The 24,912-nt window shown below is 50.8% G+C and carries 12 protein-coding genes and 1 pseudogene; 5 read left to right on the forward strand and 8 right to left on the reverse strand.

The genetic code is table 11. From position 1 onward, the window contains the following. The first annotated feature begins 460 nt into the window (after window positions 1–460). Both clpX and lon read left to right on the forward strand, forming a co-directional pair. On the forward strand, window positions 461–1,753 hold the full coding sequence (gene clpX / locus MXE41_RS00120; protein ID WP_247098928.1) for an ATP-dependent Clp protease ATP-binding subunit ClpX: 1,293 nt from the start codon (window positions 461–463) through the stop codon (window positions 1,751–1,753). Window positions 1,754–2,268: 515 nt separating this feature from the next. Continuing rightward, window positions 2,269–5,217 carry an endopeptidase La gene (gene lon, locus MXE41_RS00125; RefSeq protein WP_247098929.1) on the forward strand — a complete coding sequence of 983 codons (2,949 nt, stop codon included), beginning with the start codon at window positions 2,269–2,271 and terminating at the stop codon, window positions 5,215–5,217. A 374-nt stretch (window positions 5,218–5,591) separates the two neighbouring features. Here the strand turns inward: lon and MXE41_RS00130 are convergent, their stop codons facing one another. Together MXE41_RS00130 and MXE41_RS00135 are read right to left on the reverse strand one after the other, a co-directional pair. Beyond that, a complete protein-coding gene (locus MXE41_RS00130; protein ID WP_247098930.1) occupies window positions 5,592–6,143 on the reverse strand; it encodes a hypothetical protein in 552 nt (183 codons plus the stop codon). 720 nt (window positions 6,144–6,863) lie between these two features. Further along, complete coding sequence (locus MXE41_RS00135) at window positions 6,864–9,635, reverse strand: S49 family peptidase (RefSeq protein ID WP_247098931.1); 2,772 nt, start codon at window positions 9,633–9,635, stop codon at window positions 6,864–6,866. 1,521 nt (window positions 9,636–11,156) lie between these two features. Between MXE41_RS00135 and MXE41_RS00140 the strand changes: the two genes are divergently transcribed. Next, window positions 11,157–12,785: a methyl-accepting chemotaxis protein gene (locus tag MXE41_RS00140; RefSeq protein ID WP_247098932.1), complete on the forward strand. Its 1,629-nt coding sequence runs from the start codon at window positions 11,157–11,159 to the stop codon at window positions 12,783–12,785. Between the two features lie 531 nt (window positions 12,786–13,316). Here the strand turns inward: MXE41_RS00140 and MXE41_RS00145 are convergent. From MXE41_RS00145 to MXE41_RS00160, 4 genes and pseudogenes are all read right to left on the reverse strand, one after another. After that, window positions 13,317–14,228: a flagellin gene (locus MXE41_RS00145; protein WP_247098933.1), complete on the reverse strand. Its 912-nt coding sequence runs from the start codon at window positions 14,226–14,228 to the stop codon at window positions 13,317–13,319. A 193-nt stretch (window positions 14,229–14,421) separates the two neighbouring features. Beyond that, window positions 14,422–14,619, reverse strand: a pseudogene (locus MXE41_RS00150) (flagellin); the annotation flags it as partial. Window positions 14,620–15,032: 413 nt separating this feature from the next. Then, complete coding sequence (locus MXE41_RS00155) at window positions 15,033–15,764, reverse strand: flagellin (RefSeq protein ID WP_247098934.1); 732 nt, start codon at window positions 15,762–15,764, stop codon at window positions 15,033–15,035. 193 nt (window positions 15,765–15,957) lie between these two features. Further along, on the reverse strand, window positions 15,958–16,869 hold the full coding sequence (locus MXE41_RS00160; RefSeq protein WP_246978282.1) for a flagellin: 912 nt from the start codon (window positions 16,867–16,869) through the stop codon (window positions 15,958–15,960). Window positions 16,870–18,057: 1,188 nt separating this feature from the next. On the opposite strand from MXE41_RS00160, the gene MXE41_RS00165 reads away from it, so the two are divergent. Together MXE41_RS00165 and MXE41_RS00170 are read left to right on the forward strand one after the other, a co-directional pair. After that, entirely contained in the window at window positions 18,058–19,122 is a 1,065-nt protein-coding gene (locus MXE41_RS00165; RefSeq protein WP_247098935.1) for an AAA family ATPase, read from the forward strand. A 241-nt stretch (window positions 19,123–19,363) separates the two neighbouring features. Next, a complete protein-coding gene (locus MXE41_RS00170) occupies window positions 19,364–22,435 on the forward strand; it encodes a DUF5682 family protein (protein ID WP_247098936.1) in 3,072 nt (1,023 codons plus the stop codon). A 371-nt stretch (window positions 22,436–22,806) separates the two neighbouring features. Here MXE41_RS00170 and MXE41_RS00175 read toward each other — a convergent pair whose 3' ends face one another. Further along, window positions 22,807–23,163, reverse strand: coding sequence for a hypothetical protein (locus tag MXE41_RS00175; protein WP_247098937.1), 357 nt, complete (start codon window positions 23,161–23,163; stop codon window positions 22,807–22,809). 564 nt (window positions 23,164–23,727) lie between these two features. Continuing rightward, a complete protein-coding gene (locus MXE41_RS00180) occupies window positions 23,728–24,579 on the reverse strand; it encodes a basic amino acid ABC transporter substrate-binding protein (RefSeq protein ID WP_246978286.1) in 852 nt (283 codons plus the stop codon). Between the last annotated feature and the right edge of the window lie 333 nt (window positions 24,580–24,912).

Below are 24,912 nucleotides of genomic sequence, written 5' to 3' on the forward strand. Positions count from 1 at the left end.
ACAGTGCCGCACCAGAGAGCGTTGTAAACAGCGCTGAGGGTCCACTGACCATTGAGCCTGCTGCAGGTGTACAGATGCAGGATAACCCATCTGCCAATATGAGTGCCGCTGCTGCAATTCTGGCAGGCAGCATGGGTAATGCTGCTGCACTTATGCCAACAACTCCAGGCGGTGCCATGGGCGTGCAGGGTGCCATTGCATCTGGCATGTCATCCGTTCCTTTTGCCGCTGCCATGAGCAGTGGTTCTGGCGCAGAGAATGCGCTGATGTCAGCATCCGGATCTCTGACCAGTGTCATGCAGGCTTTCCTGCAAAATGCAGCACTGCAGCAGGGTATTGCCGGAACTGCCTCCCTTGATGCTCAGAGCGCTGCCGCCTCAGGTGCAGCCGCCGCAGCCGGTGCTGCCGCAAATAAAGGCGTAACTGGCGGTCAGGGACAGAAATAAGGATAGAGCAGTTTATGTCAACCAAGAAAAAGAATTTCTGTGCTTTCTGCGGTGAGTCTGCTACAGATACACGCTCACTGATTCAGTCCTCTTCCGGCTACTGCATCTGTACTGAATGTATCACCCGCTGCTACGAGATTATCAAGCGCAAGAACAAGACCAGCGCCAATCCTGTCCCTGGCGATCCTGGCTATATCGATCTGGACAATATTCCAACTCCACACGATATTGCCGCTCACCTTGACCAGTATGTTATCGGTCAGGAAGATGCCAAGAAGGTTCTGGCTGTAGCCGTTTACAATCACTACAAGCGTCTGCTGCAGACTGAAAGTGAGACCGATGTTGAGCTGGGCAAATCAAACATTCTGATGATTGGTCCTACCGGCTCAGGCAAGACTCTGCTGGTACAGTCTCTGGCCCGCTATCTCAACGTTCCTTTTGCCATGTCTGATGCCACTACTCTGACCGAAGCCGGCTATGTAGGTGAAGACGTGGAGAACGTTATCGTACGTCTGCTCAACTCATGCGACGGCAACGTTCAGAAGGCTCAGAAGGGCATTATCTACATCGACGAAATAGACAAGATTGCCCGCAAGAGTGAAAACCCATCAATTACCCGTGACGTATCAGGTGAGGGCGTACAGCAGGCTCTGCTCAAGCTTATCGAAGGTACCGTAGCTTCCGTTCCTCCAACTGGTGGCCGTAAGCACCCTAATCAGGCCATGATTGAAGTTGATACCTCTCAGATTCTCTTTATCTGTGGCGGTGCTTTTGACGGCCTTGAGAAGATTGTGGACAAGCGTCTGTCCAGCAACAGCGGCATTGGTTTTGGTGCTGACGTCAAGACCAAAGATGAGCAGATGAGCCTTACTGAAAAGTATCGCAAGGTCGAGCCTGATGATCTGGTCAAGTTCGGTATCATCCCTGAGTTCGTCGGCCGTCTGCCTGTTATTACCGCTCTTGAGGAGCTCAACCGTGAGCAGCTGGTACGTGTGCTTACCGAGCCAAAGAATGCCGTAATCAAGCAGTATCAGGCTATCTTCCGCTATGAGGGCGTTGAGCTTGAGTTTACTGACGAGGCTCTGGGTGCCATTGCCGACACCTCCATCGAGCGTCACACCGGTGCCCGTGGTCTGCGCTCAGTAGTAGAAAATCTCCTGCTCAATACCATGTATGACATTCCATCCGTGGACAATGTCAAAAAGGTTATTGTTGAGGAAGACACTGTCCGCAACGGTACCGAACCTGTTATTGTCAAAGACACTCCGACAACAGGACGTCGCTCCCGCTCCAGCAGCCAGTCCTGATGCAGGTCATTCATAAGACAGGCCTGGCCCCTCAGCCCTGCCGGGCATGAGGGTTACAGGACCTGTCAAAATGAATTTGCAGCTGATTAATCTTATCCCTGTGCCCCGTATGGCGCTAAAACAGTTAAGATATGTTCTGGCCACCTTTCAGTGGTGAGGCCAGGCGGAAAACATGGGGGTTGCAGCGCCTGGTTTGCCCGACAATCCAGGCTTTTTTGTTCCTGGACACTCAGGTGCTTTTCAGCCAGTGCCTGTCGCATTGATCCAGCGCCTGTCGCGCCGGCCTGGCCTGGCGATCCAGTTTTGGACCGTCATGGCAGGTGTCTGGCGCACAGGCTGCAGCCCTGTGCAGGCCACGGCCATGCCCCGGGCATGACCTGGGCATGCTCATGGATCTGCCCCCAAACCTGGGATTTACGCTGCGGCCTTACAGCCGGCCCGGGGACAGCTGCATAATCAGAGAATACTCAATTAATCACAGTAACGGCATCTTAATGCCGGTATAAGAAGAGAAAATGGTAAAAGCTAAGACTGCCTCACAGGAAAAAAACTCCAGGGATACAGAGAAGGAGGTCAACAAGGCCTCTGAATCTGCTGTCAGTAAGACCAGCCGCTCCAGGAGCACTGCTTCTACCAGGAGTCAGGCCGCTTCCGGTAAGGAAGACACTTCCACACGCAGAGCTTCGACCTCAGGTTCCGGCTCAAAGGGCGGTGATGGTGCCTCTTCAGGCAAGCCAGTTGACGCTGTTGTAGTTGATGAAAGCGGTAACACCTATCCTCTGGTAATTCTGCGTTCCATCATCAGCCCTGGCGCCAATGTCTCTTTAATTGCCGGCCGTGACTCTACTGTAATGGCCATGTATGAGGCTCTGGACAAAAACAGCCGAGTGGCCGTATTTACCCAGACTACTGATACTGAACTGCGTCCTGAAAAGGAAGATTTAAGCCGTATTGGCGTACTGGCCACAGTGCTTGACGGTGACTTCAACGAAAAGGATCAGTTCCGTGCCACCATTCGCGGTGAAAAGCGTATCACCATCAAGCGCATCATTGATGATCCTACCGACAACGTCCGTCATGTTGAGGTTGAGATTCTCAAGATTCCTGAGATCGACGAGTTTGTCGAGAAGCGCTATATCAACGCTCTGCATGCAGCACTGGATTCAGCTCTGGAGCAGCAGACCAGTGGCGGCCGCTCCATTCTGGACAAGGGCACTCCAGCTGAGATGCTTAACAAGGCCCGTCGTCTGTCTTCACTGAGCGCCATGTGTGATGCTCTGGCTCAGATTCTCACCCTGTCTTATTTTGACAAGCGCTTTGTGCTCGATACCTTAAATCCGGTAGCCCGTGCCAAGTCCATCATCGCCTTCCTGAACAATTACAGCTACAAGGCTGAAACTGACAAGAAGATTGCCGAAGAAGCCCGTGCTGCCATGGACAAGACCCAGCGTGACTTCTATCTGCACGAGCAGCTCAAGGCCATCAAGCGTGAGCTCAACCTCAATGTTGATGACAGCTCCGATATTGACGAGTACCGCAACAAGGTAGAGGCTCTGGACGCTCCTTACGAGGTTATTGCCCGTCTTAAGAAGGAAATCAACCGTCTGGCCTCCATGTCACCAAATTCCGGTGAGAACTCCACTATCCGCAATTACATCGAGACCGTGCTCTCGATCCCATGGCGTACCCGTACTCCATTAAACCGCGATCTGGCCAAGGCACGTGACATTCTTGAGCAGGACCACTATGGTCTTGACAAGGTCAAGGATCGTATCCTCGAGTTCCTGGCCGTACAGAGCCGCCGCGAGAACATTGATACTCACGGTCAGATTCTCTGTCTGATGGGCCCTCCAGGTATTGGTAAGACCTCTCTTGCCAACTCCATTGCCAAGGCTACCGGCCGTAAGTATGTACGTATTGCCCTTGGCGGTATGTACGATGAGTCTGAAATCCGTGGTCACCGTCGTACTTATGTGGGTGCCATGCCTGGCCGTATTATCCAGAGCATGATCAAGTGTGAGGTTAACAACCCTCTGTTCCTGCTTGACGAGATTGACAAGGTATCTACCAATACCTATCACGGCGACATTTCTGCAGCACTGCTGGAAGTTCTTGATCCTGAGCAGAACCGAAGCTTCAGCGACAACTATCTGGATCTGGAGTATGACCTGTCTCATACTCTGTTCATCGCTACTGCCAACAGCTATAACATTCCGCCAGCTCTGCGCGATCGTATGGAAATCATCGATCTCTCCAGCTACACAGCTGAGGAGAAGTTCCACATTGCCCGCGAGCATCTGCTGCCAAAGCAGATTGAAAAGAATGGTCTTACTGATGACGAGTTCGACATTTCTGATGCCGGCCTCAAGCAACTCATCACCCACTACACTCTGGAAGCCGGTGTGCGTTCTCTTGAGCGTATCATCGCCGAGCTGTGCCGCAAGACCGTCAAGGAGCTGATGATCAATCCTCCAAAGAAGCCTAAGAAGTCTGTTCTGGGCGTCAAGGAGATTGAGAAGATGATTGGCCCTAAGCGCTATGACTTCACCTCCAAGCTCAAGGAGAACCGTGTCGGCATCGTTAACGGTCTGTCCGTAAGCTCTGTTGGTGGCGACATGCTGCAGGTTGAGGTTATTGCCAATGAGGGTAAGGGCTCTCATGTACTGACTGGCCAGCTCGGTTCAGTAATGAAGGAGTCGGTATTTGCCGGTATAGCATGGATTCGTTCACACGCCCGTGCTTTCCGTCTGGCCCCTGATTTCTATCAGATGGTTGACCTTAACGTACACTTCCCTGAGGGCGCTATCCGCAAGGACGGTCCGTCAGCAGGCTGTGCTACCGTTACCTCCATCATTTCAGCTCTGACCGGCAATCCTGTACGTGCAGATGTGGCCATGACAGGTGAAATCACTCTGCGTGGTGATGTGCTCTCCATTGGCGGCCTTAAGGAGAAACTCCTTGCTGCCCTGCGTGGTGGCGTCAAGACTGTCTGCATTCCTTTTGATAACAAGAAGGATCTGTGGGACATGCCTGAGGTTGTGCTTAAGAGCCTGACCATCAAGCCGGTTAAGACCATAGATGAGGTTCTGGACATTGCTCTGGAGCACAAGCCTCATGAGTTTGAGCCTGACACCCTTGATGACTGGAAGCTCAGCTCCTACCTCAAGCGTGAAGAGCAGCGCCGTCGCAAGGAAGCTGCCGAAGAGCGCAAGATCTCCATGGAGATCAAGGACAGCTCTGAGACCTCCATCAAGGAGATTAAGAACTCTGATCCTGAGGCTGAGTCTGAGGACACTCCTCCAGCCCGTAAGGCTCCACGACGTCGCCGTCGTCAGGATGACGATGTCTCCGAGGAGAGCAGCAACAGGGACAGCAGAGGCGAGGAAGGCTCTGATGAGATCAAACGCCGCGCTCCAAAGACCCGCCGTACCCGCCGTCAGCTCATAACTGAAACTGACGCCTGAAACGGCACCAGCCCGGACCGGCAGCTCCTGCCATGGTGCTCATGATTGCCATGAGCCACCATGGCAGTGACCACCAGTCCCGGGCCATATCTTTGCTCAAAAAACACTCAGGCCCTGATTCTGCTGTAGCAGTTTCAGGGCCTGAGTGCTTATTGGTATCTGAATTTCGGCACAGCATGGCACAGCACAACGCAGCGCACAACACGACACAACGCAGCGCAACACAACGCGGCATAACGCTGTACATGACTGTGCCGTGCCGCTCCGCCGTCACCTGCGGCCTGCTGCAATGCGGCTGTCCGGCAGGGTGGCAGGTCAGACGGGCAGCCTGGCCTCAGGCTGGCGTGCATGAGCCGTAGCCTGGCGCCAGAGCTCTATCCCATATAAGGAGGATTCTGAGCGTTGTCTGCCTCTTCTTCACGTTTGTTCTTGCGGTACTGCAGGAAGTATATTCCGCCCAGCAGGGCCAAAATCGCAGCTCCAATGCCCCACAGCCAGCGTACATGGTTCATGCGGGAGCTGATATAGGACTTTGCATCCATTTCAGGGCTTACAGTAATGTACTTGCGCTCGGCCGGTATGGACAGAACACGGCGCTGCACCGGCTTGCGTGCTCTTACGACATCGGCACCTTCAGCGCGGGAGCCTACTTTCATTTTATAGCGCCACTGATTGCGGCCATTAGGGCGGTGATATACGTAGTAAACAGTTTTTGTTGCCTGAGAATGTCTGAGCCTGCCTGTAGCTGTATTGGCCTCGGAGTGAGGCAGAACGCGGTAGGGATGAAAAGCAAAAACGCCACGGTCAGTGTACTCTGAGGGATCCCTTATGGTTTTGGACTCCTGCCAGCCGGCTACAAAAAGGCCGATAGCCAGGATAAGCAACATAACCTGAAAAACAGTTTTGAATTTGGCAAAGAAAGACATGGTGTGACTTCCTGAATCATGACGGTGGCGGCCAAAAAGCGCGCTGTCATTAATTATGGCACCAGCCCCGGCAATTAACCGCGACTTCAGTCAGGTTTTGGCCAATTGCACAGCACCAGAACAGCCCAGCCCATCATCAGGGCACCCCAACCCATAACCAGGCCAGCCCATAACCAGAGTACCCCATCCCATAACCAGGGCAGCCCATCCCATAACCAGGGCAGCCCATCCCATAACCAGAGCCAGCCCAGCCCATCATCAGGTCCCCCCATTCTATATACCTCCCGCACCAGTAGCAGTTGCGGGGCAAGGCAGACAGCTGCAGCGGATGCTGCCCTGAAGCTTCATCCCTGGTCACAGGATCAGCCGCACAGCCAGCTGCAACGCTGCGTACACGTGCTTGCGCACTATGGCACACGGCGCCGTAGATGTTGACGAACCATGTAACTGCAAGGCTGCATCATTCCTCTCATTGCGTGCGGTGAATGAATGGCCCGGCTCATGAGCTAAATCATGAGAAGCAGGCTTATGACAGGGCATTGCTGCCATGCAGGACTGAGATATTTAAGAGCTATTGTGAGCCTCAAATGATAAAAGTTCTGTGTTCAGCTCAATATAAAAGCCCCCGTAAACTGCTGTAGTGAGCTTACGGGGGCTTTTGCTTAATCAGCTTCTGCGACTATGAGGCTGCAGGCTGAAATTTTAGGGGCTGAGTGATGATCAGAGCTCAGGTGAGGTAACTGGAGAGATAGCCATCATCTGAGGACGTTCAGCCCTTGTCATACGGGAGATCTGACGCATTTTGACCAGAGAGTAGGTCACCTCGTCAGGCAACCAGGCCTGAGCGGCGCCAAACATAATGCTGTCAAAAGCACCCATGCCGCTGCCAGAGCCTGGTGCAATGTGGTCAATCTCAATGCCATCAGGGCGGATGCGGGCCTGAGAGGCTGCATAGCTGATGGCATCAGAAAGGTTACCTACAGCATCAACAAGACCAATGGAAAGGGCATCGTCGGCAAGGAAGATCTGTCCCTCGGCATAGATCTCATAGTCATTTGGCTTAATGCCACGGTTGCGGGCTACCAGTTCAATAAAGGTCTTATAGGTGTCCTCTACTGACATGTTGAGCATAGCCTGCTGTGAATATGGCATTTCACGGGCAATGGCTGTCAGGGCCAGCTCATTGGTGACCACACCATCCTGATAGGCGCCATAGCGGTTAAGCAGGCGGTGGGCGCCAAAGCCAATGCCGAACACGCCAATGGAGCCGGTAATGGTAGTAGGGGTGGCGTAGATCTTTTCAGCCTGAGAAGCAATCCAGTAGGCACCGGATGCAGCTGTTCCGTTCATGGAGACAATCAGCGGCTTGAGGCTGTGCTTCTGGAAAGTCTCAAGGGCACGTCTGATACGCTCTGAGGCAGTAACACTGCCGCCTGGACTGTTGAGGTACAGAACTACAGCGTTTACATTGCTGTCATTCTGGGCCTGCTCAATGAGCGGAATGATATTGTCAGGAGTAAAGTCAGTAGGTCTTTCACCAACATCCATGATTTCGCCAATGCCGTAGATAACAGCAACACGGCCACTGCCACGGACATTTTTGTTCCCCTGCTGCATACGGCGCTCAATCTGACGGGCGGCCTCACTGATAGTCTTGATCTCATCGAACTGCAGGATATTGGAGGAGTCGGCGACGGCAATTTTATCAGCATGGCCTGCAGTGCCTGCACTTCCGACAGGGGCTGCAGTGCCGACGGCTGCTGCTCTGGCGGCTGGGCCACCTGCTGCAACATCAACACGGCCAGTTATGCTGGCTGCATTACCTGAGGCACTGGCAACAGCAGCAGTAGCGATCGCGCCTGAATCAGCGGCGGAAGCGCCAGCTGCAGATGCTGCAGAGACTGTAGATGCTGCAGATGCAGCAGGCAGGGCGGCACGGGTGCTGGATGCAGCTGCCTGGGCAGCCTCAGGGGACAGTCCCTTGAGTACGGCGGCGGCGATACGGCCTGCAGCGCTGGACATGATGCTGCTTTCGGCGCTGCCAGGAGTATTTACTGTTTTGACATCAATCTGAGAAAGGGCGCCTACACGGGTATTGCCATTGGTGCGCATATGATGACGCATCAGATAGTCCTGGTAGGTAATGATGGCCGGACGGTAAGGGGCGTCCAGATCAACATTGACCTCCTGAGCAAGGCGCTGGAAGTAGGTATCAATAGGAGTGATTTCATCAACAAGCCCCTGAGCCAGCTGCAGCTCACCACGGCTGCCACCGACGCGCTGAATCATCTGCACATAGGTGTTGGCCTCAGGCAGGATATTGGCACGGGTGGTCTGAGGACGGGCGGCCAGAGCCTGCTTGTACAGCTCCCAGGACTTGAATGCCAGAGCCTGATACTCACGGCGGACATCATAGGACATGCCGTTGAGCATAAATGGCTCCACAGCACTCTTGAAGTGACCGGCACGGAAGATATAAGGGGTGACATTGGCCTTTTCCAGCATGTCCTTAAAGTACAGGCTGGTCATGGCAATACCACGAAAGTCGATTTCGCCCAGAGGGTCCATGACTACACGGTCAGCATGGGCAGCAATAGCGTAGGAGGCCTGATTGTATCCGTAACCTACGGTAACCACCTCACGCTTGAACTCGGGGTCAGAGCTGCGACGCTTAAGAGCACGGGCATTATCCATGGCAGTACCAATACGCTGGGCCATGGACATGTTGATTGGGCCCATGTTATCGACACTGATGATGACCTTCTTAATCTTTTCGTCATTGGCTACCAGATTAAGGGCCTTTTCAATGGCGATGATTTCATGGCTCTGGCGGCCGTAGAGGGCCTGTTCCAGTTCACGCTGAAGATTGTCAAGGCTTGATGAGCTGAATGGAACTTCGCTTACAGGACCGCTCAGGTCAAAGTACAGCACCTCGGCTCCGACAGCCTGAGTATTGATCTGCTCTACTGTATTGGATGACAGGGAAATGCCGTTTTCTGTAAGGCTCTTGACTGCCATATAGCCGCCAAAGAGCACGAAGATCATCAACAGGAAGATTATGTTGAAGACAAAATTGCGGGCAAAGGTAATCCATGAGCCTACCTTGAGCAGGAAAGCACAGACAGCACCATGCTCGTCACGGCGGCGCAGCTCATACTGATCCCATGGCACATTGACTACATTGGTTCCGCCATTGCCACCAACACCACCAGGAGCTCCATAGCCGGCACCGCCCTGACGGGCATAGCCGCCCTGAGCTGCTCCCTGACCTCCCTGAGAGTAGGAGCGCTGATAATTCTGTCCTCCAGCGCCTCCGTTCTGTCCATGGGAGCCCTGCCATGAGGAAGAGCCGTATGACTGTCCCTGACCATAGGAGCCACGGTCACGTCCATATTCATTGTTATTCTGGCCGGGTCCGCCTCGTCCATAATTCTGGTAATTACCCTGAGCGCCATTGCGTCCCTGGTTGTAATTGCCTCTCTGATCACTCATCTTTTTGAAGATCTTCCCGTTGTTGTGGAAGCTTCCCAGGTCAGGGCACTTCCATGCAGTTAAAAGGTTCTATGCTCAGTACTGTGCCTGGCACGAAAACAGGGCCAATTTTAGCACGCTGCAGTGAATAATCTGTGCTTTTGGTGCACCACAGACCAATCAAAAAATGCTAACTGGCAAAAAGCACGGACAGCACAGTATTACAATCAACAGAGCTGTGTAAATGGTTAAATAACCATATGTCATTGCTTTTCTGTCCGAATTGCCAGTGGGTGTACTGTCTTACTGATCCCGTCGATAATAAAGACCCTGACAGGGGGCCTTTTATTAGCTGAATCACCTGATAAAAATGCGCCCTGAACCACTATGTGGGCTATTACCAGTCCTCAATTACAGTCTATGGCCATAAGCCCAACCCCTGGACAAATAGCAACTCAGCAAATACAGCATTGCAAAAAAAGCTGTACTGTCAACAGTAACTTTCGTTGCATCTTAAAAGCACAATTTGATAGAAATGGCCAAAAACAGCTTTCCCTGCCAGTATTATAGATATAATTGCAAAGGCACAGCAAAGCAAGGCTGCCCGTCCGCAGAGCAGGCATCAGCCTGGTTGCACAATTACGCGCCGCTCGCCTGCGTACCGCACACCAGAGCAGCCGCAAACCTGCGCGGCGCACAGATGCCATGCACACTGTCCCAGGCATGTCTTACTTACATACGTATGACCAGCATGCCACTGCAGTAATGGTCATCACATAACAGCACCATAAGTCTTAAACAAAAGACATGTGGACCATGACCGGAGCAGGCTTCCTGCACCTGCAACTGTATCTTGCATCACAGTAACAGCTGGTAAATTGTCATGGTTTCGTCTCGATGCAGGCAGTGGAATCGATTTTTCGTAGTGTTGTTTTGCACTAATCAGGAGCTTTAAGAGCATTTTGCCCTTGCTGTTTTCTGGAGTAAGAAGTTCCGTTCACAGGCACGTAAACGTATGTTCAAGTGTTGATATAAGTGGACAAACAGCGCTGATAATAAGGCATAAATACAATCAGAGGTTTTCCGTAAACGATTGAAATTGGCCTTTTTACAGTGTCTGGCGCGGGATATAAAATGGTGGTGCCGCGTATTTTTAACGTGCATAAGGCTTGAAATGTGCATAACATATACAGGTTCAGGGCAGTGCCAGTGTGCTTTGGCGTGCTGATGCTGCAGGGATTAGTCCAGTCTGAGAACTTTCCCGCACCCAGTAGAGAAATCAATGTCCTGATGCATAAGGATTAGCGAACCTGAGTCATCACAGGCATTGAAGCAGTAAAAATCAGATCGCGGATGTATGTCTGCGTTTTTTGCTGACTTGAATCACATGCTGTTTGAGAGAGAACATTCAGCACAGCTCTCCCGTCAGGGAATGGAGCTTCACAGTACAACTGAAAAGGAATTACCCTGAATGACAGGGCTTCTGTCAATGCATCATCAGGGTGTGTTTAGGACAATTTAGTGTAATTTTGGACGTCCGGTATGAGAAGTTTCGGCATTATCAAACGCCTGTACATGGGCTTTGGCTTTATCTGTGGCCTTATGATCCTGCTGGGTCTGGTGGCAGGTATCCTGGTAACCTTCGTTGACAACACCTTAAGTGATGTTAATGACGATCTTGCAGTAAAGCAGCGTCACGCTATCGATATGCGTGGTGCAGTTCATGACAGTGCCATTGCAATTCGTGATGCCGTACTGGCTCCAACCAAGTCCGAGCAGCAGAAGCACCTGACAACCATCAATGCGCTGCTCAGCGACTATGCACGTGCCAGCTCCGCACTGGAGAAGATTTATTCAGCCGGTGGCGATGAGCAGCAGATGGCTCTTTACAGAGACATTAAGAATGTTGCCAACCAGCTTCCTAAGACCAGTGCCCTTCTGGACATGGTGCGCAATGATCGCGTTGATGATGCACAGAAAATGCTCATCAGCGAGGTAGGTCCTATCTACACCGAGTGGCTGGTAGTGATTAATGCCTTTATCAACAAGATTGAGGCTACCTCTCAAAGCGAAGTGGTTTCAGTACGTTCCGCCTCAAGCAATCTTTTCTATTTCATTATCTTTGGTGCCACCATTTCCATTGCCCTGAGCATTTTCATTGCCTTTACCTCTGTAGGCAGCATCAAGCGCATTGTAGGTGGTAATCCTGAAGAGGCTGTGGAGCTCATCAAGCTCTTTGCTCATGGTGACCTTACTGTTCGTAACAAGACTCAGTACCCTGAGTCCATTGCCGGTTATCTCAACCGCATGGCCGAGCAGCTGTCCAATACTATTGGCAAGATTTCCACTCTTACTGATCACCTCAACGATTCAGCTCAGTCCTTCTCCAACATTGCTAACAAGAATGCTACCTTTACTGTGCAGCAGCGTGAGGAGACCCAGAACGGTAACACCTATATTGATGACCTCATTGCCGGCGTTAACAATGTGGCCCACCTTGCTAACAGTGGTGTGAGCACTGCCAAGAATGCTACTGTAGAAACCCGCAGTGGCGATGAGGAAGTTCAGCTGACCATTTCCAGTATCAGCGGTCTGGCCCATCAGGTGGAAGAGGTTGTGGGCATTATGAATCAGCTCAACAACAACTCTCAGGAAATTGGCAAGGTTGTTCAGATCATTGCTGAGATTGCTGAGCAGACCAACCTGCTGGCTCTTAACGCTGCCATTGAGGCAGCCCGTGCCGGAGAGCATGGCCGTGGCTTTGCCGTGGTAGCTGATGAAGTACGTGCTCTTGCTGGTCGCACCAAGGAGTCCACCAACGGCATTATCGATCTGATTAAGACCAATCAGGATCAGACTCAGCACGCCGCCACCGCCATGGAGAAGTCCAATGAGCAGGCTAACAGCGTAGTAGAGCAGGCACAAAAAGCTGGTGTATCTCTCAACTCCATTAATGCCGGTGTTAACGAGATTCAGGATATGAGCACTCAGATTGCTCAGGCTGCCAGCGATCAGAACAGCATTCTGGTAAAGGTAAGCTCAGCCTTTGAGCGCATCAGCAATATGGCTGACAGCGGCAATGAGGCCTCTCAGCAGATTGCCGAGCTTTCCAACAAGCTCATCGAGCAGTCCAATGAGTTAAAGCACCTGACCTCATCCTTCAAGTACTAATACCGCCAGGCTGCCCCCATGGCAACAGCTGATGCTGTTGCCATGGCTGCAGCCATACACAGAGCCACCCAGCCAAAGCGGTGGCCACCACCAGAGCCCGCCCGGCCCCATGCCCGGCGGGCTTTGTTGTTCCTGAACCATCATACTTACACGGCAATGACTCCCCCGAAAGAATACTGATGCAGGTAACAAGGTGACACAAAACTCAGTAACCTGCTGATATATTTCACAAAGTATTTTATAAACTATATTCCATGAAGACATATGACAGACCGCAACATCATGGCAGGCTCACCAGCAGTAAACTGTAACTGTAACTGTAACTGTAACTGGTACTGATACTTGTTATCTTTTAGCTTTGTATTTATAAAATATTTTATATAAATAATTTTCCAGGTGAGAGGGCCAGTATGTTTTTCACTGGAAGTGAGGCTGCAGGCGTGAAAAAAGGCCCATCCTTTAAAGGGATGGGCCTTTTTCAGCTAACACTGGTCGCAGGCACATTAATAAATGCGCGTATGACCAGATGTATTAGCCGAGCAGAGACAGACCAAGCTGTGGACGGGTGTTGGCCTGCATGAGCATAGAAGTGGCAGCCTGCTGAATAATGGATTGCTGGCTCAGGTTGGCGGACTCTTCGGCGAAGTCTGCGTCACGAATTCTGCTGCGGGCATCAGCCTGGTTGGCAGAGACGTTAGCCTGGTTGCGGATGGAACTTTCCAATCTGTTCTGGATTGCACCTAGTCCAGCGCGCTGACCGTCTACTGCACCAATCATCTTGTCCATTGCAACAATGATATTGTCAATCTGGTCTACAGTTGCCAGCTTAATCTGGCCTGTTGCCTTATCATACATATTGCCAAAGTCAGCAACATTACCAAGTGTTGCGATCTCTGACATCTTCATTGAGTTAACTTTGAACTCAATGGTATCGCCCTTGTTAGCACCAACCTGAAGAGTCATGGTGCCTACGTTCTTAGCACCGGCACCACCAGTGCTGTAGATGTCGTTAGCGGTACCGCCGCCGTCCAGAACGGTCTTGCCACCAAAGGTGGTCTTCTGGGCAATACGGTTGATTTCAGCTGACAGGGCAGTAGCTTCCTTTTCCAGAGCGGTACGGTCTTCAGCAGTGTTGGTACCGTTCTTGGCCTGAACAGCCAGAGTACGGATCTTCTGCAGCATACCGGTGATTTCGTTCATGCCGCCTTCAATGGTCTGGGCAAGAGCAATACCATCAGAGGCATTGCGGTTACCCTGGTTGAGACCATTAATCTGAGTGGTCAGACGGGAGCTGATCTGTAAACCGGCAGCGTCGTCCTTAGCAGAATTAATTCTCAGACCTGAACTGAGTCTCTGGTAGGTTGTGGTCAGCTGATTCTGAACATTATTCAGATATCTACGGCCATTGAGCGATGACACGTTGGTATTTACATAAACTGCCATTGTTATCTCCTAAGTTCTCATATCTCTCAAGGTACTTTATAAAGAAAATTGTGCAGCGTTCATACAAAACTGCACTTTCTTTAAATGAACTTATATGTTTCCAGAAGTGTACCCTGGTGTTACCAGACTGTTTTGCATGCAAATGCTGTAAGGTCTGGTGGCGCAATCTTGCATGCGCTAATGGCGTTATTAATTAACCGAGCAGGGAAAGACCAAGCTGAGGACGGGTGTTGGCCTGCATGAGCATTGAAGTGGCAGCCTGCTGAATAATGGACTGCTGGCTCAGGTTGGCGGACTCTTCGGCGAAGTCTGCGTCACGAATTCTGCTGCGGGCATCAGCCTGGTTGGCAGAAACGTTAGCCTGGTTGCGAATGGAGCTCTCCAGTCTGTTTAATGTATAGCTATACATTAAACAGATTATGTATACTGTTTTAACAACTCTAGTGTTTCGCTATAATTACGATAAATAAGGCATTCTTTCCCTATACTCTATTCATAACTTCTCAATTTTATAACCTGCCAATTTCCCCCTTTCCTACCTATCCCCCTCCGTCAGGCTTGTACAGAGCTCCCGACTTAGCTCGTCATATTTCTAAACTTCCCTTTCCTATCATATTTGTCATAATTTTGTCCTGTTATTTTAATATTGATCTATTTATATCTAATACCGTAAAGTGTTCAGCAGGGACTGTTTGACTTACAATTATTAAGTATAGAGATTTTAGGCACAAAAAAATCGCAATCTGCGATTCAGATGCGATTATCAAGCATTTGAGATTGATTTTGCAGTAAACTTTGTGATTATTAAAACAGTATACATAATCTGTTCTGCATTGCACCTAGTCCGGCGCGCTGACCATCTACAGCTGCGATCATCTTATCCATGGCCTCGATGACCTTGTCAATCTGATCTGGAGTAGCAATCTTAATCTGGCCGGTGCCCTTATCATACATATTGCCAAAGTCCTGTACACCGCCTAAATCAGCGATCTTGGACATCTTCATGGAGTTAACGGAAAACTCAATAGTATCGCCCTTGTTGGCGCCTACCTGAAGGACCATTTTGCCCTTATCACCAGGATTTGCGCTGCTGTAGATGTCGTTGGCAGTGCCGCCGCCGTCCAGAACAGTTTTGCCACCGAAAGTGGTCTGTGAAGCAATACGGTTGATTTCAGCTGACAGTGCAGTAGCTTCCTTCTCCAGAGCGGTGCGGTCTTCAGCGGTGTTGGTACCGTTCTTGGACTGAACAGCCAGAGTACGGATCTTCTGCAGCATGCCGGTGATTTCGTTCATGCCGCCTTCAATGGTCTGAGCAAGAGCAATACCGTCAGAGGCATTGCGGTTACCCTGGTTAAGACCATTAATCTGAGTGGTCAGACGGGAGCTGATCTGTAAACCAGCAGCATCGTCCTTGGCAGAATTAATTCTCAGACCTGAACTGAGTCTCTGGTAGGTTGTAGTCAGCTGATTCTGAACATTATTCAGATATCTGCGGCCATTGAGCGATGACACGTTTGTATTTACATAAACTGCCATTGTTATCTCCTAAGTTCTCATATCTCTCAAGGTACTTTATAAAGTAAATTGTGCAGTATTCATGCAAAACTGCACTTTCTTTAAATGAACTTATATGTTTCCAGAAGTGTACCTTGCAGGTACCAGACAGTGTTACAGGGCAATGCTGTAAGGTCTGGTGGCGCAATCTTGCATGCGCAAATGGCGTTATTAATTAGCCGAGCAGGGAAAGACCAAGCTGTGGACGGGTGTTGGCCTGCATGAGCATAGAGGTGGCAGCCTGCTGAATAATGGACTGCTGGCTCAGGTTGGCAGACTCTTCGGCGAAGTCAGCGTCACGAATTCTGCTGCGGGCATCAGCCTGATTGGCAGAGACGTTAGCCTGGTTGCGAATGGAGCTCTCCAGTCTGTTTTGTAAAGCGCCAAGACCGGCACGCTGACCATCAACAGCACCAATCATCTTATCCATGGCGTCAATAATGCTGTCAATCTTGGTTGCGTCGCTAAGCTTGATCTGGCCGTCAGTCTTGTTATAGAGCTGGTCAAAGCCCTGTACGCCGCCTAAGTCTGCGATATTAGACATCTTCATAGCGTTGACTTTGAAATCAATGCTATCGCCTTTGTTTGCGCCAACCTGAAGAGTCATGGTGCCGACCTTATTAGCGCCACCACCACCAGTGCTGTAGATATCGTTGGCGGTACCGCCGCCGTCCAGAACGGTCTTGCCACCAAAGGTGGTCTTCTGGGCAATACGATTGATTTCAGCTGACAGGGCAGTAGCTTCTTTTTCCAGAGCGGTGCGGTCTTCAGCAGTGTTGGTGCCGTTCTTGGCCTGAACAGCCAGAGTGCGGATCTTCTGCAGCATGCCGGTGATTTCGTTCATGCCGCCTTCAATGGTCTGGGCAAGAGCGATACCGTCAGAGGTATTGCGGTTACCCTGGTTAAGACCATTAATCTGAGTGGTCAGACGTGAGCTGATCTGTAAACCGGCTGCGTCATCCTTGGCAGAATTAATTCTCATACCAGAACTGAGTCTCTGGTAGGTTGTGGTCAGCTGATTCTGTACATTATTAAGATATCTACGGCCATTGAGCGATGACACGTTTGTATTTACATAAACTGCCATTTTATTTCCTTATTCTCATTCTCAGGCAAGATACTTTACAAATGACTATATACAGGATTCCTTTGCGGAAACCTGCATCTACTCCAGACCTGCTGAACAGTTGTCAGTAAGGTATCTTGCGCTTACCAGCAGCTTTCTGCAGCGAAATGCTGTTCGTGCTGGTCGCAATACAAATAATATCGGGGCACATATTTTCATCTTTACCCACGATTTTTAATCCGATCCGATAAATTGGCACATTTGCTGTTCAGTGAGTTTATTTTCTGTGTAAATCATTCTGCGTTAATTTAAGTCTGTAGATGCATATTTTATGTCAGTGATATCTATGCGGTTCCCGCTATATAACAACCGTTTGTAATTGCTGTGTGCAGGCTTATTTGTGGGACATGTGCTTGTATGGCAGTGTGCAAAAACGTGCTTTTTCTAGATACATAAAATATGGTATATTAGATATCAGAAACAGTCAGAAAACACAGAATTTTTTGTCTTCCCTGCAGTATGGTTATATCGATACTCTGACTTACCTGTTTCAATCATCATTCATAAGGTTCAGCAGGCTGAGCTGACTGGCAGGGCTTATTTGCTTTGCGCTGCTTTGTCCTGGTTGTTTCAATCATCATTCATAGGGGTGGCAGCAGGTTGAGCAGGCTGGCAGGGCTTATTTGCTTTGCTTTGCGTGGCTTTGTCCTGGTTGCTTCAATCATATTTCGTAAGGAGTGGCATGCTCTCTTTGTGTGCTTTACCTGCTGTCAGGCAGTGCTACGGGAGAGGGCTGCACATTTGCATTTCCATCTTCGTATTCGTCTTTCTGAGTTTTTAGCATTGCGGAGCAAGTCATACTTGTCCTGGCCTGATGGGCATCAATCGTGCATGCATGTTATAGCCTGTCATCAATTACGACTGTTACAGGAAACAGAATATACAGCTGCAAGAAGACCTTCCCCGGCATGTGGGGCTCATAAAGAGGCGTGCCTGTTCTCTTTTTCAGTCCTTGCCTAAGTGGGAAAGGGAGAGTTTTTTCTCTTTTGTGAGCATTTAAAGTAGACACTGTGTCCCAGGGCAAATTCTGGCTGTAAATTTTGCCGTCAGGGCAACAGTTATGTTCGCAAATCTATTCTTCAGTAAGGGATGCTGTGCTCAGGAGACGCAGGGACGTTGTCTGCGAAAAACACATATTGGGGTAAGCATATGGGTGAGTGTCTCAAGTCCTGTGTGGAAGAGCTCTACAGTGAAGAGCTGGATGCTTTGCGCGCCTGCTGTCAGGGGGTTAGACCTGATGGCTGGATGCTTACGCCTGCTGCTGTCAGAGATTTCATTCTGGGACGCGCGCAGCCTCTTGTTTATCAGGGCAAAAGGGTGAGTGTCAGCACCAAGTTCTTTGGCAATGACGAGCTGGTTAGCAACTGTATCAGTACCCTTGCCTCAGGACGTAATGTCCTGCTTGCCGGACTTCCTGGTACAGGTAAGTCATGGCTCTCAGAGCTGCTGGCCGCAGCCGTGAGCAATAACAGCCGTAATATCATCCAGGGCACAGCCGCCCTTAAGCCCTCAGTACTGCGTTACACCTGGAACTGCGCTGTAACAGCAGCAGTCGGTTATGTGCCTGACGCTCTTATTCCTGCTCCTTTGTTCCGTGGCATGCAGGAAGGCATTATTACCCGCTTTGAGGAAATATCCCGCACCTGTCAGGAAGTTCAGGACACCTTGCTGTCCATACTTTCCAGGCGCCATATCACCATCCATGAATTTGCCCAGCCTCTGTGTCTGAGAGCATCAGGGGGCTTTGCTGTTATTGCCACAGCTAACACAGCTGATCCGGGAACCTTCCCAGGTCAGGCATTGCAGGCCTTGTTTGATGTTTACACAGTAGAGCCGGTCAGGGATACACAGGTAAAGCTGCGTATGATGGAAAGCGAGGTCATTAACAGCTCAAAGGACAGAATGGAGCTTACATCTGACAGATCAATGCTTGATCTGGTGATGTCCGTTTATGACGACATCAGAAGCGGCAGTGCCTTTAATGAGCTGCAAGGGCATCAATATCCTGGCTTTGGAGCCTCTGATTTATCGGCTGTGGCTGCCTTTGCCTCGGTTTCTTCAGCAGCGCCCGCCCTGTCACCGCATCAGGCTGTTTCCTGTCCGGTAAAGAATCTGGTAACGGAAAAGTCAGCAGAACCAGACACGCACGCCTCCGACAGTGGCGTACCGAATGACTCAAGGCGCGAGGACAGTCTTACAGATTCAAAACCTTAGCAGCTCATAATACTGGGGCAGAAACATATACATGGGCATGGTAAAGGACCGGTGCTGGGACAGCAGGCAGTAAGAAAAGCTCATGACCATGGTATAGGCCCGGTGCTGGAACAGCAGGCAGTAAGAAAAGCTCATGACCATGGGCCTGTCAGCAAGTCCTGGTCATGGTCCGGGACGGCGTCAGATAGCAGATTAAGTTTGTTTTCATACATCACACACACCGCAGATATGGGAGTGCACAATGGCTTCGCGTCATGGTCTATTTGAGCAGTCAGCTGAGCACAGCTCATTTGCTGCGGTCGGCGCACGCCCTGAAGACAGACATAGCAGCAGTGCTGACCATGACCGCCACTTCAGACATAAGCCCTTTACTGACATTTCCTCTGCCAGCTCCTGTGGCAGTGACACTGATATCACCAGACCTGAGGCTGCTCAGCTTGGACATGGTGATGCTGACCTGAATCTGCTTTGCTCCCTCAAAGAAAACAGCATCCATACCCATACCCAGCAGCAGTGGTGTGAGCTCATGAAAACTCCTCTGAGCAACGGCCTTCCTGCCTGGCTGTCTCCTGAGTTCATGGCTGAGCATGCTGCAAAAGCTCTTGATTTTGACAGCGACGTCCTTCTGGTTCCTGTGCGCCACAGCTCCATGGCTGTTTCTCTTCATCTGCCACGTATCATTGAAGCTTACCGGCCTGATCTGGTTGCCATGGAATTTGGCCCGGCTCTCAAAGAGCACTTCAAAGATCTCACCCACCCTGAGCTCAAACCACCAGTAGCCATTGTGATGTCCTCTGATGTAGGAGCCGCATGCTACAGGAATTTGTCACCAGTGGCGGAGTCTGCAGGGGGAGCTTCAGGCTCATCTTCAGGCTCATCAGACGGGGCATCTTCAAGCGCATCAGACAACTCATCTCCAGGCTCATCAGAAAGCCCATCAGCTCGATGCCGTGATCTGCTGACAGAGCACGGCTCCTGTAATTCATCGGTCACTGGTAGTGATGACAAATCATCTGAGATGTCTGAGATGTCTGAGATGAAAGTTATAGGATCCTATCCGGTGCTGAGCTGCTCGCCTGAGTACACCATGCTGGTTGAGGCCCGTCGCCGCAATATTGATATTGAGCTTATCGATCTTGATGCTGATGAAATGCTCTGGCTTGAGGAGCGTTATGGAGGTGCCGGATCAATTGATTGTGACGCCATGGCAGCCCATGGCGGCAGTGTCTTTGATGCTGTGAGCAGCCTTGAATTCAGCAGGGTACTGCTCAATGCTGACGGATCACATGAGCGCAGCCTGTTCTGGAATAAGCGCTTTGAAGCCAATGCTCTTGGGATGAGCAGCATGCAGTATCTGCATGAGTTCTATATCAATCTGTACAGCCTGTACCGCTTTGCCCGTGATGAGATCAGCTCTGTTGTTATTCAGCAGCGTGAGCGCAACATGCTCGCTCACATCGCCCGCGCCCGTCGAACCCATAAACGCATCATGGTGCTGACAGGAGGCTTTCATACCATCTCTCTTTGTGACTGCCTGCACTTTAACAAGCCTGCAGCTGCACCTGTCTTCATTCCATCTTTCAGGAAAAAAGCCTGTATTATTCCGTATTCTTTTGATTACGCTCATAAGTGCGGTCAAAGCGGCCCAGGCATAGAGTTCCCTTATTACTATCACAGGCTTCATCAGGCCATAACCAGCACTACAGCCTTTTATCCACGCCCTCACATAAGCCATGATGCCCTTGCCAGCACATCCTCCTGCACCAGCACCACAGGCTGTGCTGCGGCTGCTCCGGCCGCTCCGGTGAATCATGAGGCGCCTGCTGCTCCTGCTGCTCAGTCACTCTTACCCGTCGTGCAGGCCCGGCCACTGGCTGGTGCTGCAGACAGCACTGCAGCTCAGGTATGCGGTGAGCGCGAAGGAGCCGTGCCTGAAGGAGCTGTACCTGAATGTGCCGTACCTGAAGGTACAGCCGAAAGAAGTGTTCATCACACTAAGCCATCTGCCAGGCAGCGTGATGCCTGGCTGCATTACCGTGCTGATATCAGGGAAATAGAGCGCGCGGTGCGCTCGGTCAACTTCCACTTTATGTCTGCAATCAGGGATGAGCGCGGTGATGAAGTGGGCGTTGCTACCTTGCTGGAGTGTGAAAAGATTATGCATGGCCTGGCAGCCTTGCGCGGGCTGACTGTGCCTTCGGTATATGACCTTATTGATGCCGTGATCTCCACCTTTATCAAGGAAGAGCTTACTGAGGATAACGCCGTAGTTAAAAACACCATGGCAGCTCTTAATGCACTGCATATGGGATCAGTACCGTCTGATATCAGGGTACCTGCCCTGTGGCGTGACTTTATGCAGCAGGCTGTGTGCTTTGGTATCAGTCTTAAGGACAAGCATGAGCATGCAGCCCAGATAGATATCTGTGCCGGGCGCGAGCAGCTGCTCTTCAGTCAGTTTATTGCCCGCAGTGGCTTTATAGCACCGTCTTTTCTGACATATTTTCCTCAGATGCGCAGCCGCTCCGGAACAGTGTCCTCATATGAGCAGGTCAGCTGGAGTTTTAATGAAGATGCCATACGTACTCTGATTGGCCTCAGTCATACAGGTAGCAGTGTGGAGCATGCCTGTATTACCAGGATCTCAGGTCAGCTTGAGCATTACACTCACGATATAAGACAGCTGTGCGCCCTTTTCATAAGTTCACTTAATATGGGGCTTACTGAACATTTCATGAGTCATAAAGACCGTATAGCCCAACTGATATCAGAGGCCTCATGCATAAGTGATATTGGAGAGTCTCTTGATGAGCTTAACAGCTATAGCGTGCTGGTAAAGACGGGAATTTGCGGATCTGACAGCTGGCAGTACCTTATCGACGCTCTTTTGCGCCGCTATCTTGAGGTGCTTGGTGAGACCGGCATGGTTGCCGGGGAGAGCAGGCAGGACTTTATTGCCTGTGCACTGCGTATTGACTGGTACTTCTCCCGCAATGAGCATCTGTATGATGAGTACCTGAGGGCACTTGAAACTGTGGTGTCTGACAGCAGGATCAAACCTTTCATTACCGGTACTGCCCTGGCTTTACTGCAGATCAATGGACACCTCAAGGTACAGCTAAAGGGTCAGCTCAATGATCGTTGCCCTTGTGAAAGTTCAGCTCATATGACGCTGAGCATAGCTGATGCAGTCAGTGATGCCTGTCTGCGTGAGGAGCTGCTCTATGCCCCGGCTCATATAGCCATGACCTCGGCATATCACAGAGACGGCCTTAATATGCTCATAAACGACCTCAGTCAGGTTCTGTCATGATCCCTGATGTAACCTCACCCTGGTGAAATCATAAGAGTTTGCAAGACAAATAATGGACACATTGAGTAATGGGCACAATGCTTTTCTATGCAATGCCCTTACTTTTCGATGCAATGCCCTCAGGCGTAGTACATCCCACCAAATTCCCTGACCCGGGCAGTCTGGTCCTGTCATACCTGAGCACCTGCTTAAAAGGAGTGACAGTGCCGGTCAGGGCAGGGTAATGCCATGGCCATGGCATCAGCCATGAATCTGGTCGGGTCTCAAAGAAGCGGTCAGGAAGTGTAGTGTCAGGGAATGAGCCTCGTCCGTGGCCATGGTTGTGGTTCCGGGAGGCCATAAGGAAATGTAATTACAGGGCAATGCCCATATCAATGGTCCTGGTCGGGACTGAAGAAGCGATCAAGAAAGGCAAAGTGGGGCATGAGCAGCTGGACTACCGGTCCTGTTATCACTGATCCTGTAATCGAGCCCTCACGTACTCCCGTAATCACACTCATGTCTGACTGCCACAGCGATACCACTACGGCGATGAGAACGAATGACAGGTCAAAGATCAGCTTTACCGTTCCTATACGGTAATTACGGCTGCGGGCATAGAGCACCACAAGCCCGTCGCTGGGAAGCATGACCACACTGGCGCGCGTTTGCAGGGTAATACACAGTCCAATGTTGTTATCTATATTCTGTTTTAGAAAGTATCTGTACAGAACATGGTATTTGAACATGGATGAAGTGTATGAAGGAGACAGGCTGCCTCCCTGTGCCTTTCAGTAACTTAAATACTGAAAAGTCGCAAGAGGCGGGCTCACTCAGAAAGCATGTGGGCAGGGAATTCTGCATTTAGTCGGAGCTGTCAGGCGGCACATGGGATCTGTAATTTGATCATGGTACGGAGCTGTCAGGATAACAGCGGGCATGGGGATTGTGCGAGTGGCGGGCTCAGTCAGGAGGCATTGCGGTCATGGGGATGTCGCCCTCAGCGGTGCTGAGGCGGTCAGGAGGCAAGTGGAAATACCTGATATGGCACTTAACGGTAATGCAGGCGCGCATGAAAGACAGTCATGACCTCGTTGCCTTGAGCGTATCTGCTGCGTACATGCCTTGAAGTGATAATACTGTCAGACCGGGCAGAACCTGACATGGTGACATGTTGACATCAGGGTACTGTAAAAAGCATCAGGGGACAGAGTGTATGGCACTTGTGTCCCCTGATTGTTGTTCGGGCAGCCTGGTACAGGCGGCTGCCCCTGACTGCTGTCTCCTGCCGGAGCCAGGATGGTCAGACTGTGTTATTTGGCGGTGCCGGCGGAGGCGGCCTCAGCTGCGTGAGCCTTGAGGTCATCGGAGATGTCGTAGCCGAACCACTTGTTGGAGATCTTTGCGAACTCACCATTTTCAATGATACGGTCCAGACCTTCGTTGATGAGGCTGAGCAGTTCTTTGTTGCCCTTGCGTACGGCAATGCCATAGTACTCGTTCTGAGCGGAGGTAATATCGCGTGATACTACGATTTCCTGGTTCTTTGGATTCTGGGCAAGGAAGAAGTCGTTAACAGGACGGTCGTTTACTACTACGTCACATCCACCGTTCTGCAGCTCAAGATAGGTCTCAGGTGGGGAGTTGAACTGCTTGAGCTGAGGGTTCTTGAGAGTCTTCTGCAGGTACAGAGCACCGGTGGTGCCAATCTGGGTGCAGATTTCAGCGCTGGAGATCGACTCAAAGGAGCTGTAGCGGGAGGCATCATCCTTCATAACCAGATAGGTCAGACCACAGCGGTAGTATGGGTCGGAGAAGTCAACGCGCTCGGCACGCTCAGGGGAAATGGTAAAGCCTGAGATGATGAGGTCAATGTTGTTGGTAATCAGGGTAGGGATAATGCCGTCAAAAGGATAACCCTTCATGTCTACGGTATAGCCCATTTCCTTTGCGATGGCATGAATAAGATCCACGTCAAAGCCGATAAGGTTACCCTTATCATCTGTGTAGGTAAAAGGGGCAAAGGCAGCATCACAGCCTACCTTGAGCACCTTGTTGCCGGCATTGCTTACACCGGTGTCACCGGCGGCGACAGCAGTACCTGCTACGCTAAGACTCATGGCCACACCCATGGCCATTGCGGATAATTTATTCACGGTACCCATTAAAGGTCTCCTGCTCAAAAGCGATACAGCACTGAATTTCCCGTCCGGCTGGGCCTGAGGGACTCAAAACAGTGGAGGTGAAATTCCAGATTCTATGGGGCCTTACGTCTGTCTGCCGGGCATTTCTAAATTAAAAGGAGCCTTAGTGGGCAGGACCGTCAACAACCTGCAAAGACTTCAGGGCAGAGCCGGCAAAGCCTGTTGTGCTTCGCTCTGGAGCTGCAGGGGCAAAGACCTGAGGCCTGCGGTAACAGCATAGAGCTCAGACGTGGCATAAACAGGCATAATTTTATCCCAAAATCCTTTTAAAGCCCTTTTATTGAGCAAAAAACA

The sequence above is a fragment of the Anaerobiospirillum sp. NML120449 genome, from assembly GCF_023051105.1.
Lineage (GTDB): Bacteria > Pseudomonadota > Gammaproteobacteria > Enterobacterales > Succinivibrionaceae > Anaerobiospirillum.

Bases quoted from the DNA above. Each gene is read 5' to 3' on its own strand.
- clpX (WP_247098928.1), top strand. From the start codon at position 461: ATGTCAACCAAGAAAAAGAATTTCTGTGCTTTCTGCGGTGAGTCTGCT.
- lon (WP_247098929.1), top strand. From the start codon at position 2,269: ATGGTAAAAGCTAAGACTGCCTCACAGGAAAAAAACTCCAGGGATACA.
- MXE41_RS00130 (WP_247098930.1), bottom strand. From the start codon at position 6,143: ATGTCTTTCTTTGCCAAATTCAAAACTGTTTTTCAGGTTATGTTGCTT.
- MXE41_RS00135 (WP_247098931.1), bottom strand. From the start codon at position 9,635: ATGAGTGATCAGAGAGGCAATTACAACCAGGGACGCAATGGCGCTCAG.
- MXE41_RS00140 (WP_247098932.1), top strand. From the start codon at position 11,157: ATGAGAAGTTTCGGCATTATCAAACGCCTGTACATGGGCTTTGGCTTT.
- MXE41_RS00145 (WP_247098933.1), bottom strand. From the start codon at position 14,228: ATGGCAGTTTATGTAAATACCAACGTGTCATCGCTCAATGGCCGTAGA.
- MXE41_RS00155 (WP_247098934.1), bottom strand. From the start codon at position 15,764: ATGGCAGTTTATGTAAATACAAACGTGTCATCGCTCAATGGCCGCAGA.
- MXE41_RS00160 (WP_246978282.1), bottom strand. From the start codon at position 16,869: ATGGCAGTTTATGTAAATACAAACGTGTCATCGCTCAATGGCCGTAGA.
- MXE41_RS00165 (WP_247098935.1), top strand. From the start codon at position 18,058: ATGGGTGAGTGTCTCAAGTCCTGTGTGGAAGAGCTCTACAGTGAAGAG.
- MXE41_RS00170 (WP_247098936.1), top strand. From the start codon at position 19,364: ATGGCTTCGCGTCATGGTCTATTTGAGCAGTCAGCTGAGCACAGCTCA.
- MXE41_RS00175 (WP_247098937.1), bottom strand. From the start codon at position 23,163: ATGTTCAAATACCATGTTCTGTACAGATACTTTCTAAAACAGAATATA.
- MXE41_RS00180 (WP_246978286.1), bottom strand. From the start codon at position 24,579: ATGGGTACCGTGAATAAATTATCCGCAATGGCCATGGGTGTGGCCATG.